Raw genomic sequence first — 18191 nt, forward strand, 5'->3', positions numbered from 1 at the left:
GCTGAGCGGGGGCGCTGTTGCGTACGACGCGCCGCCGCCGCCGCGACGTGGCGACCGCCGCGCCCCACGTCACCGCGGCCGGTGCGCGTTCCGCGCCAGAGCATCGGCGGCGCGCACGAGAGCCAGGTGCGAGAACGCCTGCGGGGTGTTCCCGAGCTGACGGCCGGCGACCGTGTCGTACTCCTCCGACAGCATCCCGACATCGTTCGTCAGCCCGCACAGACGGTCCATGAGTACGTGGGCCTCTTCGTGGCGACCGGTGACCGCGTACTGCTCGACCAGCCAGAACGAGCACGCGAGGAAAGCACCTTCTGACCCGGCGAGACCGTCGACTCCCGTGCCGGTGCGGTAGCGGCGGACGAGCCCGTCGGGCATGAGGGTCTGTTCGATGCGCTCGACCGTCGCCAGCATCCGCGGATCATCCGGGCGGCAGTATCCGACCTGCGGAAGCAGCAGCAGCGATGCGTCGACCTCCGTCGTGCCGTAGTACTGCACGAAGTGCCCGTCGACCACACCCTGACCGTCGATCTCGGCACGCATGCGCTCGCGCAGTCCTCGCCAGCGCTCGACAGGACCTTCCAGCCCGAAGTCCTCGACTGCACGCACCGCGCGGTCGAACGCGGCCCACATCATGACCCGGGAATGGGTGAAGTGGTGCGCATCGCCCCTGATCTCCCACAACCCCTGGTCGGGCCGCTCGAGCTGCTCAGAGGCGAACCGCACCAGCTGCCGCTCGAGCGGCCAGGAGAACTCCGACTCGTCGAGACCCGCCGAACGCGCGGCCGAGAGCGTCACGAGCACCTCGCCCACGACGTCCGCCTGATACTGGGCGGCCGCGCCGTTGCCCAGACGCACCGGCGACGAGCCCTGATAGCCCGGGAACTCCGGCAGCACGCGCTCCAGCAGGTCGCGTTCCCCCGCGAGGCCGTACATGATCTGCAGATCGGCCGGATCGCCCGCGACCGCGCGCAGCAGCCACTCGCGCCAGCGGTCGGCGACGGTGAGGAAGCCGTGATCCAGCAGCGCCTCCAGCGTGAGGGCCGCGTCGCGCAGCCAGACGTAGCGGTAGTCCCAGTTGCGCTCTCCGCCGATCTCCTCCGGCAGCGCCATGGTCGCGGCCGCAGCGATACCGCCGGTCTCGTGGTTGGTCAGGGCGCGCAGCAGCAGCAGGGAGCGCACGACGTCGCCGCGCCGAGGTCCGTCGTGCGAGATGCGGTCGGCCCAGCTCTGCCACCAGTCCTTCGTTCGCTCGACCTCGTCGTCGACGTCGAGAACCGGGGGTACGTCGCGATGCGAGGGGAACCACGTCAGCTGCAGATCGTGCTCCTCGCCCGCGACCACCGTCAACTCGCCCCGGTGCTGGTGGTCGACGGCCGTCAGCCGCCCACCGCGGATGGCCACGGCATCCGGGCCGCCCATCGCCACCAGACAGGGCTCGTCGGCGGTGCCCGTCTGCCGCACCCACGGCATTCCCCGCGAGTAGTCGAAGCGGATGCTGATCTGCTGCACGAAGTCGATCTCACCCTGCACGCCGACGATCCTGCGGACGAGATCCGTGCGGCGGATGGCGATGTCGGGATCGAGCCCGATCGGCATGAAGTCGTGCACCTCGGCGACCGCGTCGCCGAGCGTCCAGCGGGTGATGAGCACGAAGGTGTCGCCGTCGTACCGCCGCGAGCACTCGGCATCGGGGTCGGCCGGATGCAGTTCCCAGCGGCCGTGCGCCTCGTCGCCCAGCAGGGCGCCGAACACCGACGGGGAGTCGAGGCGAGGCAGACACAGCCAGTCGATGCTGCCCGCCTTCGACACGAGCGCGGCCGTGCGGCAGTTGCTCAGAAGCGCGTAGTCCTCGATGCGGGCAGCCATGACCGGAGTGTTGCACCTCCCCGCATCCGACTCAAGCGGCCGCTCCGCCGAGCCTGCAGAGTTCTCGGCCCGTGGCCACGCCGGCTCAGTGCGCCGGTCTGTCGACGACGACCTCGTTGCCCTCCTTGTCGACCACCTTGCCGTCGACGACGGAGTCGCCGTCTTGGAGGGCGTCGAGGATCGCGATCGGGATGCTGCGGGTCGGCGCCGACACGAATGCGTTCTTGCGGTTCACGCTGCCCAGATGGTTGAACAGCAGGTTGAGCAGGATCGCGGCGACCGCAGCCGAGCTGATGCCGGAGTGGAAGATCGTGTTGAACCAGTCGGGCATCTGGTCGTAGATCGCGGGGGCCGCGATCGGCAGCATGCCGATGCCGAGGGAGGCCGCGACGATGATGAGGTTCATGTTGCCGCGGTAGTCGACTTTCGCCAGGGTGCGGATGCCGCTGGCCGCGACGCTTCCGAACAGGACGATTCCGGCGCCTCCCAGCACGGGCGCCGGGATCGCGCCCACGACGCGTCCGAGTACCGGCAGCAGGCCGAGCACGACGAGCACGACACCACCGGCGGTGACCACGAACCGGCTCTTCACGCCCGTGATCGCGACCAGACCGACGTTCTGCGCGAACGCCGACTGGGTGAAGGTGCCGAAGACCGGTGAGACGGCGCTCGAGAGCATGTCGGCGCGGAGCCCCGCGGCGATGCGCTTGGAATCGACCTTGGTGCCCACGATCTCGCCGACGGCGAGGATGTCGGCCGTGGTCTCGGTCAGCGTCACGAGGATGACGATGAACATCGAGATGATGCCGGCGATCTCGAAGGTCGGCAGTCCGAACGCGAACGGCGTCGGGAACGCGAAGATCTCTCCCTCACCGACGGCACTGAAGTCGACCCGGCCGATGATCGCCGCGAAGATCGTGCCGAGCACGATGGCAAGCAGGATCGACAGTCGCGAGACGGCGCCGACGGGGACCTTGCTGAGCACCAGCACTATGGCCAGGGTCACGAACGCGAGCAGCAGGTTCTGCGGGGCGCCGAAGTCGTCGGCGCGGTCGTTGCCGCCCATGGCCCAGCGGGCTGCGACAGGAAGCAGCGTGAGTCCGATCGTGGTGATCACGACGCCGGTGACGACCGGCGGGAAGAACCGGATGACCATCGCGAACACCGGAGCGATGAGCAGGCCTATGACGGATGCCACGATCACCGCGCCGAACACCGCCGGCAGTCCTCCGCCGTTCGTGACGATCGCGCCCATGGTAGCCACACCGGCGAACGAGACGCCCTGCACGAGTGGCAGCTGCGAGCCGAAGAACGGGATGCCGACGGTCTGCAGGATCGTCGCGAGACCGCCCATGAACAGGCAGGATGCGATCAGCACGCCGATCTCGGCCGAGCTCAGGCCGGCCATCTGGCCGATGATGAGCGGCGGGGCGATGATGCCGCCGTACATCGTCAGCACGTGCTGGAGGCCGTACCCGAAGGTGGCTCCGATAGACAGCCGTTCGTCTTCCGGCCGCGTGGCGACCGCGTTCTTCTTGCTCATATCGACCTCTTCGTCGTGTTTCCGTGGATGCGGGTGGTTCGAGTCGTTCGGGTGGGCGTTCGGGTTCAGGAGTGACGGGCGAGGAGACCGCGCGCCGCCTCGCTGTGGTGGGCGATGAGCCGCGGAACGTCGAGGCCGTCTATCCTGCCGTCGATCACGCGCCAGCGTCCGGCGACCATCACCCGGTCGGCACGATCCGCGCCGCACAGCAGCAGGGCGGCCACCGGATCGTGGCTGCCGGAGAACCGCAGCTCGTCGAGAGTGAACATCGCGAGGTCGGCCTGCGCGCCGGGAGCGAGCACGCCGATGTCACCGCGACCGAGGGCACGGGCGGAACCTGAGGTCGCCCAGCCGAGCGCGCGTTCCGGCGTGATCGCGGCGGCGCCGTAGCGCAGGCGCTGCAGGTACAGCGCCTGGCGCACCTCCTGGATCATGTTCGAGCCGTCGTTCGAGGCCGAACCGTCGACGCCGAGCCCCACGGGAGCGCCGGCCTCTTCGAGTTCGAGCGCACGGGCGATGCCCGAGGCGAGACGCATGTTCGAGGTCGCGCAGTGCGACACCGCGGTGCCTGCCGCCCCCAGTCGGGCTATCTCGGCGTCGTCGAAGTGGATGCCGTGCGCCAGCCACGTGCGATCCGACAACCAGCCGACTCTCTCGAGGTAGTCGACGGTGCGCAGGCCGAACATCTCGCGGCAGAAGTCCTCCTCATCGAGCGTCTCGGCCAGATGCGTGTGCAGGCGGACGTCGAGTCGGTCGGCGAGGGCCGCGGTGTCGCGCATGACGCCGGTGGTCACGGAGAACGGCGAGCACGGTGCGAGACCGATCTGCACGAAGGCGCCGTCGCCGCGCTCGTGATAGGCGCCGATCAGCCGCTCGCTGTCGGCGAGGATCGTGTCGGCATCCTGCACAGTCCGCTGCGGCGGCAGCCCACCGTCATCCTCACCCAGCGACATCGACCCGCGAGTCAGCGTCGCTCGCATTCCGAGCTTCCTCACGACGTCGACCTGCACGTCGATGCCTTCTTCGAGCCCATTCGGGAACAGGTAGTGGTGATCGGCGGCCGTCGTGCAGCCTGAGAGCAGCAACTCGGCGAGCGCCACGGTCGTGGCGAGCTCGAGGTCGCGCGGCGTGATGCCCGCCCAGACCCCGTAGAGGCCTTTCAGCCAGGGGAAGAGCTCGGCGCTCACAACGGGCCGCCAGGCGCGCGTGAGCGTCTGATAGAAGTGGTGGTGCGTGTTGATGAGCCCGGGGATCACGACGTGGCGGGCGGCGTCGAAGACCGAGTCGACCGGGGCTGTAGGCGCGCCACCGGCGGGCACGAGTTCGCTCACGACGGCGCCCTCGAGGACGATCCCGCCCGCGGCATCCGCATCGGTCCCCGTGAAGATGCCGAGCGGATTCTTGATCCAGGTGCGGGCGGCGGGCTGGGACATGGCGACTCCATCTGTGACGGTGGAGCCGGGGAACGGCCCCACGAGGGGCCAGCTCAGTTTCCCTGTCTGCTGATCCAGGTGCCCCGTCATCGGAACAGTTCAGGTCTACCAGCCGCGCGTCGAGACAGTCAAGGCTTTTCTCATATCTCGGACTCGGCATTCCATAAAGCGGAATAGATCGACGGATGCTGCACGGTTGCCACACCAGTACACGCATCGCCAGAGGGTGGCCTTCGGCTGCGGATCGGGATAACGTCACGGCCATGGCGACCACTCCCACGACCCTGTTCATCCTCGGCGCCTCTGGCGACCTGACGTCCCGGCTGCTGCTCCCCTCGCTCGCCGCTCTGCTCGCGCGGCAACCGCAGCGTCGTGTGGTCCTGCGCGGCTCGGGCACGGAAGAGCAGGATCACGAGGCCTGGAAGAAGCTCGTGGGCGTCGCCTTCTCGGACTTCCCTGGCACGATCGACCGCGTGACGATCGGCGACTACACCTCCGCCGACGTGACCGACCGGGACGCGGTCGCCGCCCTCGTCGACACCCTCGAACCGGGCACCGTGCTGTACTTCGCGCTTCCGCCGGCGGTGACGCGCGCGGCGATCGCGGCCATGCAGGGCATGACGCTCCCCGAGGGCACGGTGCTCGCGATGGAGAAGCCCTTCGGCGACGACGAGAAGACGGCCCGCGAGCTCAACGAGATGCTCACCGCTCTCGTGCCCGAACGTCAGATCTTCCGTGTCGACCACTTCCTCGGCCGCTCGATGCTGCTCAACCTCATGGGCGTGCGGCTGGCCAACCGCATCTGGGAACCGGTCTGGTCGGCGGAGCACATCGAGTCGGTGCTCATCCGATTCGACGAGAGCATCGCCCTGGAAGGCAGAGCCCGCTACTACGACAAGGCGGGCGCGATGATCGACATGATCCAGAGCCATCTGCTGCAGGTGCTCGCCCTCGTCGCGATGGACCCGCCGGCGAGCATCGACGAGCGCGACCTGCGCGATGCGAAGGCCTCGATACTCCGGGCGACGCACGTGCTCGGCGACGACCCGGCGCAGTCGTCCCGCCGGGCCAGATACACGGCCGGGCGGATCGACGATCGAGACCTGCCCTCGTACGCGGACGAGGACGGCGTGGATGCCGCTCGCGACACCGAGACCCTGGCCGAGGTCGTGTTCGAGGTCGCGAACGACCGCTGGGCCGGCGTGCCCTTCGTGCTGCGTTCGGGCAAGGCTCTGGCGGCGAAGAAGTCGGAGGTCGTCGTGACGTTCCGGCCGGTGCGGCACGTGCCGAAGGGACTCGCGGGCTCGCCCGTCGACGGCGGCCGGCTGACCTTCTCGCTGGGGCCCGACGAGATGCGGCTGAAGCTGCACGTGACCGGCGGCGACGACCCCTTCGCGCTGCGCGACGAGGAGCTGTGCGCCGATCTCGGCGAGGGGCAGCGCCGGTCGTACGAGGAGGTCATCGACGAGCTCCTCGACGGCGAGGTCGCCCTGTCGGTGCGCGCAGACGAGGCCGAGGAGTGCTGGCGCATCATCCAGCCGGTCCGAGACGCCTGGGCGTCGGGCGCCGCGCCCGTCGAGGACTATCCCGCCGGGTCCACGGGGCCCGAGGACTGGGCGACGAGCTGAGGGGAAACCGTTTCACCCGGTGCGGGCCGCCGCCAGTCCGAGCGATTCGAGAGTGATGCGCGGGGTTCGCCACCGGCGGTCGGGATCCCACCAGGCAGGACCCCGGATCTGCGGAACGCCCCCGAACATGCGTATCTCCCAGCCGGAGGTGTCGAGAGAGCGGTGATGCCACCAGCACAGGGGCACCCCGTTGTCGGTGTGCGTAGGGCCGCCTCTGGAGTGCTCGGTCACGTGATGGATCTCGCACCACGAAGCCGAGACGTGGCACCCCGGAATCAGGCACTCTCGGTCGCGGGCGACGATCGCCCGCCGCTGGTGCACCGTGAATACGCGGTCGGTGACCGTGATCCCGATGATGCGGCCCTCGTCGAAGAGCACCCGTTGGATCGCCCCGGTGCATGCCGTATGCCGCGCGACCGACAGCGGCACGGCGGCCTCCGCCCCGGGAAGACGTGCCCACCCCGTTCCCTGTGCCAGGTCGGCGGCATCGACGTGCACGACCAGCGTGGGTGCTGCGCCGCCAAGGCGCGGCATGTCATCGTGCCGCGCGGCGATGCCGAGCGCCGCGGCGAGCGCGTCATGACGCTTCTGGCCGGACGTGCGGGTGTCGATCCGATGCTGCGCGTCGTCGTTGAAAGGATCGCCTTCTACATCCTCGCCGCCGTCGAAGGCGACCGCGGACGCCGGGGCGCCGCCCACCTTCGGGTTGTTGAACGCGTCGAAGATGAGCTGCAGCTGCGCCACGAGTTCGGGCGTGAAGTCGCCGCGCACAGGGTGCACACCGTTGCGCAGACGCCCGACGCTCAGCCTCCGACGTGCCTGCGCCGCGTGATCGGACGGCTCTGCCCCGTCGGGGTCGAGCACCGCCGTGAGGTACTCGGCGGCGTGCCGCAGGTCTTCCGGCGTGGCAGGCGGCCCTTGTCGCGTCTCGGAGGCATCGGCGGCGTCGCCGTCGCAGGAGCGGTCGTCGCCCGGAGACCCCTCTTCGGAGGCCGGGCAGCCCCTGGCGTAGCGGGCGAGGTGCTCGTCGACGAGCAGCCGCTCCTCGACACCGATGCGAGTGTGCGCCCGGTCGATGGGGGCGGTGGCCGCGAGCAGACCTGCGACCCCGATCACTCCGTCGAGCAGAGCCTCGCGCAGCTGCGGCCACGCGGCGGGCAGCCGCTCGCCCGACACGATGCTGATCTCTCGATGCATCGCGTTCGAGACCCGGATGATCTTCGACGCGGTCGCGGCGTCGGTCAGCAGCGCCCGCTGGAGGAACTCGTTCGTGCCGCGGCATCCGAACTGGTGCCCGAAGTCCGCCGCGGCGGTGGCGACCGTCTCGACGACGCCTGCATCGACCAGCCGAGCGACCTCCCCGAAGACCCGGAGAACCTCGGCGCGTTCGGCGTCGCTCAGCCCGGCGAGGACGTCGCCGGCCAGCACCGTACGCAGGTCGGAGGCGACCTGGGCGAGAGCGTCGGCGGTGCTGGTCATGCCTCTATTCAACAGGGGGCCACCGACATTCCGACCCTGGAAACAGCCCGGTCAGATGATATTTCTTGAGACTTTACCGCCACCCCTCCTAGCGACGCTCTTCGCGCCTCGAGGTGGCAGTTCGTGCCGCTTCAACCGTCGCGAAGCGGCACGAAGGGCCACCTCGGGCGACTCTCGCCTGAGACGGGAGGAGGGGCGGATGCCGCAGCATCCGCCCCTCTCGACGCGGCTCACTCGTCGAGCAGCTCGGCCTCGATCACGTCGTCATCGGTCGAACCCGGCACCTGTTCGGCCTTCTCGGCGGTGAGGACGAGCCCCGCGCCATCTGCCGCGATGTCGACTCGCACCGTGTCGCCGTCGTGCACGCCGCCCGACAGCAGCGCGGTCGCCAGCTTGTTCTGCACCTCGCTCTGGATGAGCCGGCGCAGCGGGCGAGCACCGAACAAGGGGTCGTAGCCGCGCTCGGCGAGCCACGACCGCGCGTCGGGCGTGACGGCGAGCGAGAGCCTGCGGTCATGCAGCCGCTTCTGCAGCGCGTCGATCGTGAGCTCGACGATCTGCGCGAGGTCGTCTTCGCTGAGCGAGGAGAACATCACGATGTCGTCGAGACGGTTCAGGAACTCGGGGCGGAAGACCTGGCGCACGAGCACCATGACCTGCTCGCGCTTGTCGTCCACCGACAGCGTCGGATCGATCAGGATCGGCGAGCCGAGGTTCGAGGTGAGGATCAGGATGACGTTCGTGAAGTCGACCGTCCGGCCCTGGCCGTCTGTGAGACGGCCGTCGTCGAGCACCTGCAGCAGCACGTCGAACACCTCGGGGTGCGCCTTCTCGACCTCGTCGAGCAGGATCACGCTGTACGGGCGACGACGGACGGCTTCGGTGAGCTGGCCGCCCTGCTCGTAGCCGATGTATCCAGGGGGCGCTCCGACCAGGCGCGAGACCGAGTGCTTCTCGCCGTACTCCGACATGTCGATGCGGACCATCGCGTGCTCGTCGTCGAACAGGAACTCGGCGAGCGCCTTGGCCAGCTCGGTCTTTCCCACCCCGGTCGGACCGAGGAACAGGAACGAACCGGTCGGACGACCGGGATCGCTGATGCCGGCGCGCGAGCGGCGCACCGCATCCGACACCGCCTTCACGGCTTCCTTCTGTCCGATCAGTCGCTTGCCCAGCTCGGACTCGAGGTGCAGCAGCTTCTCGCTCTCGCCCTGCAGGAGGCGGCCGACGGGGATGCCGGTCCACGCCGCGATCACGGCGGCGATGTCCTCGTCGGTGACCTGCTCGTTGACCATGCGGGGCTCGGTCGATGCGGTCGCCTCGGCCTGCTCGGCCTCGGCGATGTCGCGCTCGAGGCGCTTGATGGTCTCGTATTCGAGCTTCGACGCCTTCGTGTAGTCGGCGTTGCGCATCGCGAGGTCGCGCTGCGTGATCGCGTCGTCGAGCTGCTTCTTCAGCTCGCCGACCCGGTTGAGCCCCTGACGCTCGCGAGCCCAGCGGGCCTCGAGCTCTGCCAGCTGCTTCTCCATGCCGACCAGCTGCTCTCGCAGAACGCCGAGGCGCTCCTTGGACGCGGCGTCCTTCTCGCGCTTGAGAGCGAGCTCCTCGAGCTTCATCCGGTCGACCTGGCGCTTGAGCTGGTCGATCTCCACCGGCGAGGAGTCGATCTCCATCTTGAGCCGAGACATCGACTCGTCGATCAGGTCGATCGCCTTGTCGGGCAGCTGCCGCGCGGGCAGGTAGCGGTTCGACAGAGCGGCGGCCGCGACCAGTGCGCTGTCGGAGATCGTCACCCCGTGATGCGCCTCGTAGCGGCCCTTGAGTCCGCGCAGGATCGCGATCGTGTCTTCGACCGACGGCTCGCCGACGTACACCTGCTGGAATCGGCGCTCGAGCGCCGCATCCTTCTCGATGAACTCCCGGTACTCGTTGAGGGTGGTCGCGCCGATCATGCGCAGCTCTCCGCGGGCCAGCATCGGTTTGAGCATGTTGGATGCCGCGACCGAGCCCTCCCCGCCGCCGGCGCCCATCAGGACGTGCAGCTCGTCGATGAAGGTGATGATCCGCCCGTCGGACTCGGTGATCTCCTTCAGGACGCTCTTCAGACGCTCCTCGAACTGACCGCGGTACATCGCACCCGCCACGAGAGCGGAGATGTCGAGCGAGACCAGCTCCTTGTCCTTGAGCGACTCGGCGACGTCGCCCGCGACGATGCGCTGCGCGAGGCCCTCGACCACGGCGGTCTTGCCGACGCCCGGCTCGCCGATGAGCACCGGGTTGTTCTTGGTGCGCCGGGTCAGCACCTGGCTGACGCGGCGGATCTCGCTGTCTCGGCCGATCACGGGGTCGAGCTTGCCCTGCCGGGCGCGATCGGTGAGGTTTATGCCGAACTGCTCGAGTGCGGATTGCTGTTCTTCGGTCTGAGGCGTGGCCATTCGGTTCTCCCGATGCTCCCTTTCAAAGTTGAGTGACTATGACTCAACTTTACCGCCTGCTGCTCCGCAGATCAACCGCTGAGCGTTCATGCGTCAGGATTCGGCGCGTCTGCAAGAATCGAGGTGGTCGTTGACGACAGCTGAGGGGGCACTATGGCGCACGACGACGAGTTTCTCGCGGTGATCGCTGCCGAGGTCGCGCAGGATCCGCAGAACATCGCGCTGCGGGAGGACTTCATAACCCTGCTGCTGGAACGAGATGCGGATCAGGCGGCGACCGAGATCGACGCCTTCGAGGCGCACGGCGGCGACCCCGCCCGCGCCCGCGTGCTCCGGGCGCGCGTGATGGCCGCACGGCTGCGCAGCGGAAAGGCGAACACCGCGCCATCAGACACGCCGCGTGCGGCCGCGGAACCGGACTCGGCGCGGGTCCCCGAGCCGGAGGCGCCATCGCGAGCCCCGGTCGCGGCGGACGACGACGCTGCGACCGGGGATCGGATCGAGCAGCCCGGCTTGTGGGATGCGGAGCGCCCGCAGGTGACCCTCGCCGACGTGGCCGGTCTCGCCGAGGTCAAGCAGCACCTCGACTCGACGTTCCTCGCCCCGCTGCGCAACCCTGCGCTCGCGGCGGCGTTCGGGCAGAAGCCGGGCGGGTCGCTCCTGATGTACGGTCCGCCCGGCTGCGGGAAGACGTTCATCGCTAAGGCGATCGCCGGCGACCTCGGCGCCTCCTTCATCCACGTCACCCTCGCTGACCTGCTCAGCGCCTGGATCGGCGAGAGCGAGAGGGCGATCCAGAGCGTGTTCCGCGATGCCAGAGCAGCCGCGCCATGCGTGATCTTCTTCGACGAGTTCGACGCTCTCGGAGGACGCCGGGCATCGGGCGGCGGCGGATCGCAGTCGATGCGGATGATCGTGACCCAGCTGCTCGAAGAGCTCGACGGCGTGACGAGTGAGAACGACGGGGTCTACTTCCTCGCCGCGACGAACCGGCCGTGGGACATCGACCCCGCCCTGCGTCGCCCCGGTCGCATCGACAAGACCGTGCTCGTGCTGCCGCCGGATGCGGTCGCCCGCGCCGCGATCCTGCAGGGCGACCTCGACGGCAAGCCGCAGGACGACGTCGATGTCATCGCCGTCGCCGCTGCGACCGAGGGGTTCTCGGGAGCCGACATCGCCCAGGTCGCGAAGCACGCGCTGCAGCGCTCGCTCACCGCGTCGATGGCGGCGGGAGCGATCGTCCCCGTCACCACCGAGGGCCTGCTCGAGTCCGCGGCGAGCATCACTCCCTCCACCACGAGCTGGTTCGACCAGGTGGCCCCCGTGCTCGAATACGGCGTCGACGACGGCACCTTCGACCAGCTGCGCGCCTACCGGGTCAAGCAGGGCATGCGGTGACACACCACGACGACCGCGACAACCTCGAGCAGGTCGCCATCGTCCGAGACCGCGACCTCGCCCTCGAGCTGCTCGGCGCGCAGCCGACCAACCGCAGGATCGCCACCCTGGCCCACAGCGTCCTCGCACGCGAACCCCGCTTCACCGGCACCTACCTCATCCTCGCCCTTCATCACCAGGCACGAGGCGAGCTCGATGACGCGCGTCGAGAGCTGCGTCAGCTCATCGGCGTTCAGGACGGCTACCGCCTCACTGCGGTCCGCATCCTCCGCGACCTCGAGTACGAGAACCGGAGATTCGACGAGGCCCTCCGGCTCGCCGAGCACGCGATGCAGGGCGGGGAAGAGGTCGAGTGGCTCGACCTGATGATGCTCGGCGCCGCGACCGTGTTCACCGGCAGCCGCACCGCCGGCTGGGACCTCATGGACGAGGCGGTGGTGTGGACGGGTCGAGTCGATCCCACCCTCATTCCGAAGGTCCTCGCCAAGCGGGCGCTGCTGTTCCTCTCGACCGGGGCGCCGCCCGAGCGCTTCCTCCCGGCCGCCGAGGCGGCGATCGCTGCGAGCCCGTGGGAGAGGCTGCTCTCGATCGCCCTGGCGTACGCCTATCTGTACGACTACCGCGCGGCGGACGCGCGCGACCTGTTCCAGCGCGTGCTCCGCGAGGACCCGACCGACACCGTCGCGCAGGGCGGCATGATCATGGCGCGCGGTTTCCTCGAACCGATCGAGCGCGGCGACGCGACGATGGACCAGCTCCGCGAGGCGGGCATGGGAGAGATGGCCTGGCGGATCATGCACGAGCAGATCTTCGATCTCGACATCGAGCACGCGCTGGCCGCGCTGAGCCGCGTGCTGCCGCGCGCGCTCGTACGGGCACTGCGCGGCCCCCTGCGCAGGAAGAAGCTCGAGGCCACGGAGGGAAACCGCTCCCTCCTCGGCTGGCATGACGGTCAAGACCCCGGCACCGGCGACGCCTGGGGGCTCGGCGAACCGGTTCGGCTGCTCTCGGGCGCCGAGGTCGACGCGATGGCGGCCGCCGCTCAGGACCCAGGCGCCTGGCCGGCGTGGTCCGAGGACGACGCCTTCGTCCCGATCGCGACCGACGACGCGGGCTCGTACTTCTTCGAGGGGTACGCCTCGCGCCTGTACCGCCGGACGGTCGGCGGCTCGGATGTCGAGGTCGCCCCCAGCCTCGCCGACTGGGTCTGGGATCGCGTCGTCGACTTCGGCGGCGAGGAGCCGCGACCAGGAAGGGCGCCGAGAGGATGAACACGACGACGAACGACGAACGATCGGCCATCGAGCACGACCGTGACCTCGCGTGGGAGCTCTGGGATGCGCAGCCGACCCATCCGCGCATCCCCGAGCTCGCGCACAGCGTGCTCGCCCGCGAGCCCTCGTTCACCGGCATGATCGTGCTCATCGCTCTGCACCGCGAGGCGTGCGGCGAGATCGACGAGGCGAGACGCCTGCTTCGAGACCTCATCGGGCGGCGGGACCGCCAGTATCTGAACGCGGTGAAGAAGCTCCGCGACCTCGAGATGTCCGACGGCGACTTCGCCGAGGCTCTCCGGCTCTGCGAGATCGTGCTGCGCGAGCAGCCGGATGCCGATTGGATCGAGCACATGGAGCTCGGCAGCGCCCTGGCGTACACCGGCCGCGCCGAGGAAGGCTGGCGCCGCATCGACGAGGCGGTGGGGATCGCCGCGGCGCAGGGCGCGCAGGAGCATGCCATCGCGCTGGGACAGCGCGCCACACGACTCTTCGCCACGGCGGCTGACCCCGAGCGCCTCCTGCCCGCCGCGGAGGAGGCGTACGCCGCAGATCCGACGGAGTACCTGCTCGCGGTGACGCTCGGCTACGCATACCTGAACACCTATCGGCCAGACGAGGCGCTCGATCTGTTCCAGCGAGCGCTGCGCGAGGACCCGACCTTCGAACTCGCGCAGAACGGCGTCAAGGTCACGAGAGGCTTCCTCGAGCCGATCCGCACCGGCGCCGCGACGATGGACACGATGCGCGAGATGCAGATGGGGGAATACGTCTGGCGACGCTTCGTGGCGAAGGCCTTCGGCGCCGATCTCGCGGATGCGCTCGTCGCGCTCGACGAGGTGATGCCCGAGACTCTGGCGGCGACTCTGCGCCCGCCGCTCGACCAGGCTGCCGCCGTCGCATCGGGCGGCCAGGACACGATCTTCGCCTGGCATGACGGCCAGGAGGCCGGAACCGGCGATCTCTGGGGCCCCGGGGAGCGCTTCCGGCTGATGACCGGCGCCGAGGTGGCCGAGATGAATGACGGGGTCGAGCAGGACCCCGCCGCCTGGGGCGACTGGGACGACAAGCCCGACTATTTCTGGGTGATCTTCACGGACGATGCCGGCGACTACCTCCTCGAGGGGCTCGGAGGAAAGCTGTATCGTCGTTCGCCCGGGGTGCCCGACGTCGAGGTCGCGCCGAGTCCGGCGGAATGGATCTGGGATCGCGTCGCCGCTTTCGGCGGTCGCGATCCCCGCCCGGGTCGCAGTCGACGCACAGCCGGCTGAGCGCTGCCGAGCACCCCGCTGACGGTCATTCCACGGGTCACTCCGAGTCGGTCATGCCCCGGCGCAGCAGGCGTCCGCGCGGGGTCTCGAAGTCGATGACTTCGCCGTGCAGGTACGTCGTGCGCACGACGCCGGCCAGCGCCTTGCCGTGATAGGGCGTCAGGTGGTTCTTGTGGTGAAGCTTCTCCACGTCGACCACGTAGGCGTCGTCGGCCGCGAACACCGAGAAGTCGGCATCGTAGCCGGGCGCGATGCGCCCCTTTCCGGTGAGGCCGGCGAACTGCGCGGGGCGCTCGCTCATCCACGACACGACCGTCTCGAGAGACAGTCCGCGCTGACGCGCCTCGGTCCAGATCAGCGACAGACCGAGCTGCAGCGAGGCGACACCACCCCAGGCCACGGCGAAGTCGCCGTTCTCGAGGTCCTTGAGGTCGAGCGTCGACGGCGAGTGGTCCGAGACGATGAAGTCGATCGTGCCGTCTTCGAGTCCCTGCCACAACAGCTCGCGGTTTCCGGCCTCGCGGATCGGCGGGCAGCACTTGAACTGGGTGGCCCCGTGCGGGATCTCCTCGGCCGTGAGCGTCAGGTAGTGCGGGCACGTCTCGACCGTGATCTTCAGCCCGTCGTGCTTGGCGGTGCGGAGCATGGCCAGGGCGTCGGATGACGACAGGTGGAGGATGTGCGCGCGGGCGCCCGTCCAGCGAGCACGCTCGATGACCTCGGCGATCGCCAGGTTCTCAGCTCCCCTCGGACGCGAGGCGAGGAACTTGCTGTAGTCGTCGCCTTCGGGCTGCGGAGCGCGGTCGATCGCCCGGGAGTCTTCGGCGTGCACGATCATGACCGAGTCGAAGTTCGAGAGCTCGCGCATGTCCTTCTCGAGCTCGTCCGCGTCGAGCGGCGGGAACTCGTCGACGCCCGAGTGCAGCAGGAAGCACTTGAAGCCGAAGACACCGGCGTCGTGCAGGGGTCTCAGGTCGGCCGTGTTTCCCGGCACCGCCCCGCCCCAGAAGCCGACGTCGACATGCGTCTGCCCCTTGGCGGCCTCGCGCTTGACGTTCAGCGCCTCGACGCTGACGGTGGGCGGGATGCTGTTCAGCGGCATGTCGACGATGGTCGTGACTCCGCCGGCCGCGGCGGCGCGGGTGGCGGAGGCGAAGCCCTCCCACTCGGTGCGACCGGGCTCGTTGACGTGCACGTGCGTGTCGACGAGGCCGGGGATCAAGGTCTCATCGGCGGCGAGTTCGATGACCTCTCCGCCGTTCAGGTTGTTGCCGAGCGGCTGCATCGCGACGATGACGCCACCGCGGACGCCGACCTCGCGAGGCCGGATGCCGGCAGAGGTGAGCACGCGCTCCCCGCGGATCACGAGGTCGTAGTGCTCCCCCGTCGGGTCGAGCGAGGCCTGTCCGGCATCCTGCTGTTCGAACTCCTGCGACATGTCGCCGTTCCCTTCCGCCGGCGCAGCCGGCTGTGTGTCCTGAATAGATTCTGCGCGTGTTCAGCGCGTGCGGGTTCCGAAGCCGGTGATCCGCTTCGGGCGAGGCTGTGCGTAGGTGCGCACCTTCGAGGTGGTCAGCCCCAGCCGCACGAGTCCCTCGGCGACCGCGACCGCGGCCTGCACCCCGTCGACGACGGGAACGCCGCACAGCTCGACGACGCGCTGTTTCAGCTCGGCCATGCCTCCGCAGCCGAGGACGATGACCTCGGCGCGATCGATCTCGACCGCGCGCTGAGCCTCGGCCGCGATCGCCTGGATCGCCCGTTCGGGATCGGACTCGAGCTCCAGCACACCGAGACCTGAGGAGCGCACGGATGCGCACCGATCGTGGAGGCCGGCGAGGATCAGCCGGTCCTCGATCAGGGGCACTGCGCGATCGAGGGTCGTGACGACGGAGTAGGAGCGTCCGAGGTACATCGCGGTGGATGCCGCGGCATCCGTGATGTCCACGACGGGCACCGTGAGCAGCTCCTGCAGGCCCTCACGCCCGTGCTCCCCGTACCCGGCCTGGATGACCGCGTCGTATTGGCCCTCGTACTTGACCACCTTGTCCATCACGGCGATCGCCGCGAGATAGCTCTCGAAGTTGCCCTCGCAGGACTCGGCGCCGAAGTCGGGGGTGAGCCCGATGATCTCGGTGCCGGGCGCGGCCACAGCTCGAGCGGCCTCGGCGATGCCATCGGTCATCGTCTGGGTGGTGTTCACGTTCGCGACGAGGATGCGCATGATCGATGCCTTCCGGGTCAGTGGGTCGGAGTGACGGCGATGTCGCCGGCGGGGACGTCGTGGAACGGGCCGCGACGGTCGGCGATCACGCCGTAGACGACGGCCGCCAGACCCGCCGCGAAGAACCACGAGAACTCGCGAACGGACTCGAAGACCGGCATGAAGGTGAGCAGAAGCGAGATGCCGCCGGCCACGATCAGCGCGATGACCGCCCGCGGGTTGAAGCCGCGAGAGTACGCGTACTCGGCGACGGGCGAAGTCGAGTACAGCTCGGGCACGTTGATGCGCTGCTTCTTGATCAGCCAGTAGTCGACCATGATGATGCCGAAGAGCGGACCGAGCAGGGCGCCGAGACCGCCGAGGAAGACGTTGATCACGACCGGGGAGTTGTACAGGTTCCAGGGTGTGATGACGAGTCCGATCACGGCTGACAGGAGCGCCGCCTTGCGGAAGTTCAGGTGCCTGGGCAGCAGGTTCGTGAACGCGTAGGTCGGGGCGACGAAGTTCGCCATGAGGTTCACCGCCACCGTGAGGGCGATGAGCGCGAGCGAGGCCAGCACGAGCAGGAGCGTGTTCGGGATCGCGGCGACGACGTCGGCCGGAGAGGTGATGACCGTGCCGTCGATCTCGAAGGTGCCGCCGGCGAGGATCACGACGATCAGTCCGAAGAAGAGCATGTTGATCGGGATGCCCCAGAAATTGCCCTTGACGATCGCCTTGCGCGACTTCGCGCCGCGGGTGAAGTCGCAGAAGTTGAGCACGAAGGTGCCGTAGATCGAGACCCAGAGAGAGGCGGCGCCGAGCATCTTGAGCCACAGCTCGCCGCCCTCGGCGGTCCCGTGCGGCGCCCAGTTGATCTGGAAGCCGCTCTGCACGAGCACCCACACCGCGAGGATGACGAAGGTGCCGAGGATGATCGGCCCAGCGAAGGCCTCGTACTTGCGGATCATCTCCATGCCGTAGCTGACGATGATGACCTGCACGATCCAGAGCGCGACGAAGGTGATCCAGCCGAGGGCCGAGAGGCCGAGGAACGCCCCCTCCTGAAGCGATGCGGCGCCCGGAGCGACCGCGAGGATCACGACCTGGAGCACCTGCGAGGCGAGGAAGGTCTGCACTCCGAACCACGCGATGGCCACGATGCCGCGCAGCAGGCCCGGGATCTGAGCGCCGTGCACGCCGAACGCGATGCGGCTCATGACCGGGAACGGGACGCCCGTCTTCTCTCCCATGAATCCCGAGAAGGTGAGCAGCAGGAACAGGAACAGCGCGCCGAATGCCAGCGCCCCCAGGATCGCCCCGCCGCTGAGACCGAGCGCGAAGAGGCCGATCGCGAACGCGTAGTTGCCGAGGCTGTGCACGTCGTTGGCCCAGAGGCTGAAGATGCTGTAGGCGCTCCAGTGCCGGCCCTCACGGGTGGTCGGAGCCAGGTCGCTGTTGTACAGTCGCGGGCTGATGCCGGCCTGCACGGCGACCGTGATCGAGGGAGCCTCATCGAGGCCTTCGGATGCGCGGCTGGGTATGTGGACGAACTCTTCGGTGGACATGAGCGCCCTTCTTGACTGCGTTGTCAGATGAGTTGTGGAGAGGGAGGATGTTGATTCCGTATCATGGAATCAAACTTTCAGCTAAGGAAATCT

At 68.8% G+C, this 18191-nt stretch carries 12 protein-coding genes; 4 read left to right on the plus strand and 8 right to left on the minus strand.

Translation table 11 applies throughout. The annotated features are described in order from the left end of the window. Positions 1-69: 69 nt before the first annotated feature. The 3 genes from QFZ53_RS00525 to QFZ53_RS00535 form a co-directional block, all read right to left on the minus strand. Positions 70-1866, minus strand: a complete 1797-nt coding sequence (locus tag QFZ53_RS00525) for a glycoside hydrolase family 15 protein (RefSeq protein WP_307292416.1) — start codon at positions 1864-1866, stop codon at positions 70-72. Between the two features lie 85 nt (positions 1867-1951). Then, positions 1952-3409: a nucleobase:cation symporter-2 family protein gene (locus QFZ53_RS00530; RefSeq protein ID WP_307292417.1), complete on the minus strand. Its 1458-nt coding sequence runs from the start codon at positions 3407-3409 to the stop codon at positions 1952-1954. Between the two features lie 65 nt (positions 3410-3474). Next, on the minus strand, positions 3475-4842 hold the full coding sequence (locus tag QFZ53_RS00535; RefSeq protein ID WP_307292418.1) for an 8-oxoguanine deaminase: 1368 nt from the start codon (positions 4840-4842) through the stop codon (positions 3475-3477). A 263-nt stretch (positions 4843-5105) separates the two neighbouring features. Here QFZ53_RS00535 and QFZ53_RS00540 point away from each other — a divergent pair, with 263 nt between their 5' ends. Continuing rightward, on the plus strand, positions 5106-6470 hold the full coding sequence (locus tag QFZ53_RS00540) for a glucose-6-phosphate dehydrogenase (RefSeq protein WP_307292420.1): 1365 nt from the start codon (positions 5106-5108) through the stop codon (positions 6468-6470). 12 nt (positions 6471-6482) lie between these two features. On the opposite strand, the gene QFZ53_RS00545 is transcribed toward QFZ53_RS00540, so the two are convergent. Next, positions 6483-7949 (minus strand): DUF222 domain-containing protein, encoded by a 1467-nt coding sequence (locus QFZ53_RS00545; protein ID WP_307292421.1) that lies wholly within the window; start codon positions 7947-7949, stop codon positions 6483-6485. Positions 7950-8179: 230 nt separating this feature from the next. Continuing rightward, positions 8180-10384 carry an ATP-dependent Clp protease ATP-binding subunit gene (locus QFZ53_RS00550; RefSeq protein WP_307292422.1) on the minus strand — a complete coding sequence of 735 codons (2205 nt, stop codon included), beginning with the start codon at positions 10382-10384 and terminating at the stop codon, positions 8180-8182. Between the two features lie 153 nt (positions 10385-10537). Here QFZ53_RS00550 and QFZ53_RS00555 point away from each other — a divergent pair, with 153 nt between their 5' ends. From QFZ53_RS00555 to QFZ53_RS00565, 3 genes are read left to right on the plus strand one after another with little or no spacing between them, the layout of a single operon-like run. After that, complete coding sequence (locus tag QFZ53_RS00555; protein WP_307292424.1) at positions 10538-11782, plus strand: ATP-binding protein; 1245 nt, start codon at positions 10538-10540, stop codon at positions 11780-11782. Continuing rightward, on the plus strand, positions 11779-13053 hold the full coding sequence (locus QFZ53_RS00560) for a tetratricopeptide repeat protein (protein ID WP_307292426.1): 1275 nt from the start codon (positions 11779-11781) through the stop codon (positions 13051-13053). The genes QFZ53_RS00555 and QFZ53_RS00560 overlap by 4 nt, the downstream gene beginning before the upstream one ends. Continuing rightward, a complete protein-coding gene (locus tag QFZ53_RS00565; protein WP_307292428.1) occupies positions 13050-14327 on the plus strand; it encodes a tetratricopeptide repeat protein in 1278 nt (425 codons plus the stop codon). The genes QFZ53_RS00560 and QFZ53_RS00565 overlap by 4 nt, the downstream gene beginning before the upstream one ends. A 37-nt stretch (positions 14328-14364) precedes the next feature. Here the strand turns inward: QFZ53_RS00565 and allB are convergent, their stop codons facing one another. Genes allB through QFZ53_RS00580 form a run of 3 tightly spaced genes read right to left on the minus strand, consistent with a single transcriptional unit; the run spans position 14365 to position 18098 of the window. After that, on the minus strand, positions 14365-15765 hold the full coding sequence (gene allB, locus QFZ53_RS00570) for an allantoinase AllB (RefSeq protein ID WP_307292430.1): 1401 nt from the start codon (positions 15763-15765) through the stop codon (positions 14365-14367). 60 nt (positions 15766-15825) lie between these two features. Next, the gene (locus QFZ53_RS00575) at positions 15826-16551 is read right to left on the minus strand and encodes an aspartate/glutamate racemase family protein (RefSeq protein WP_307292432.1); all 726 of its coding nucleotides are present in this window, start codon (positions 16549-16551) and stop codon (positions 15826-15828) included. Between the two features lie 17 nt (positions 16552-16568). After that, the gene (locus QFZ53_RS00580; RefSeq protein WP_307292434.1) at positions 16569-18098 is read right to left on the minus strand and encodes an NCS1 family nucleobase:cation symporter-1; all 1530 of its coding nucleotides are present in this window, start codon (positions 18096-18098) and stop codon (positions 16569-16571) included. Between the last annotated feature and the right edge of the window lie 93 nt (positions 18099-18191).

This window comes from Microbacterium natoriense, from assembly GCF_030816295.1.
GTDB classification, from domain to species: Bacteria; Actinomycetota; Actinomycetes; order Actinomycetales; family Microbacteriaceae; genus Microbacterium; species Microbacterium natoriense_A.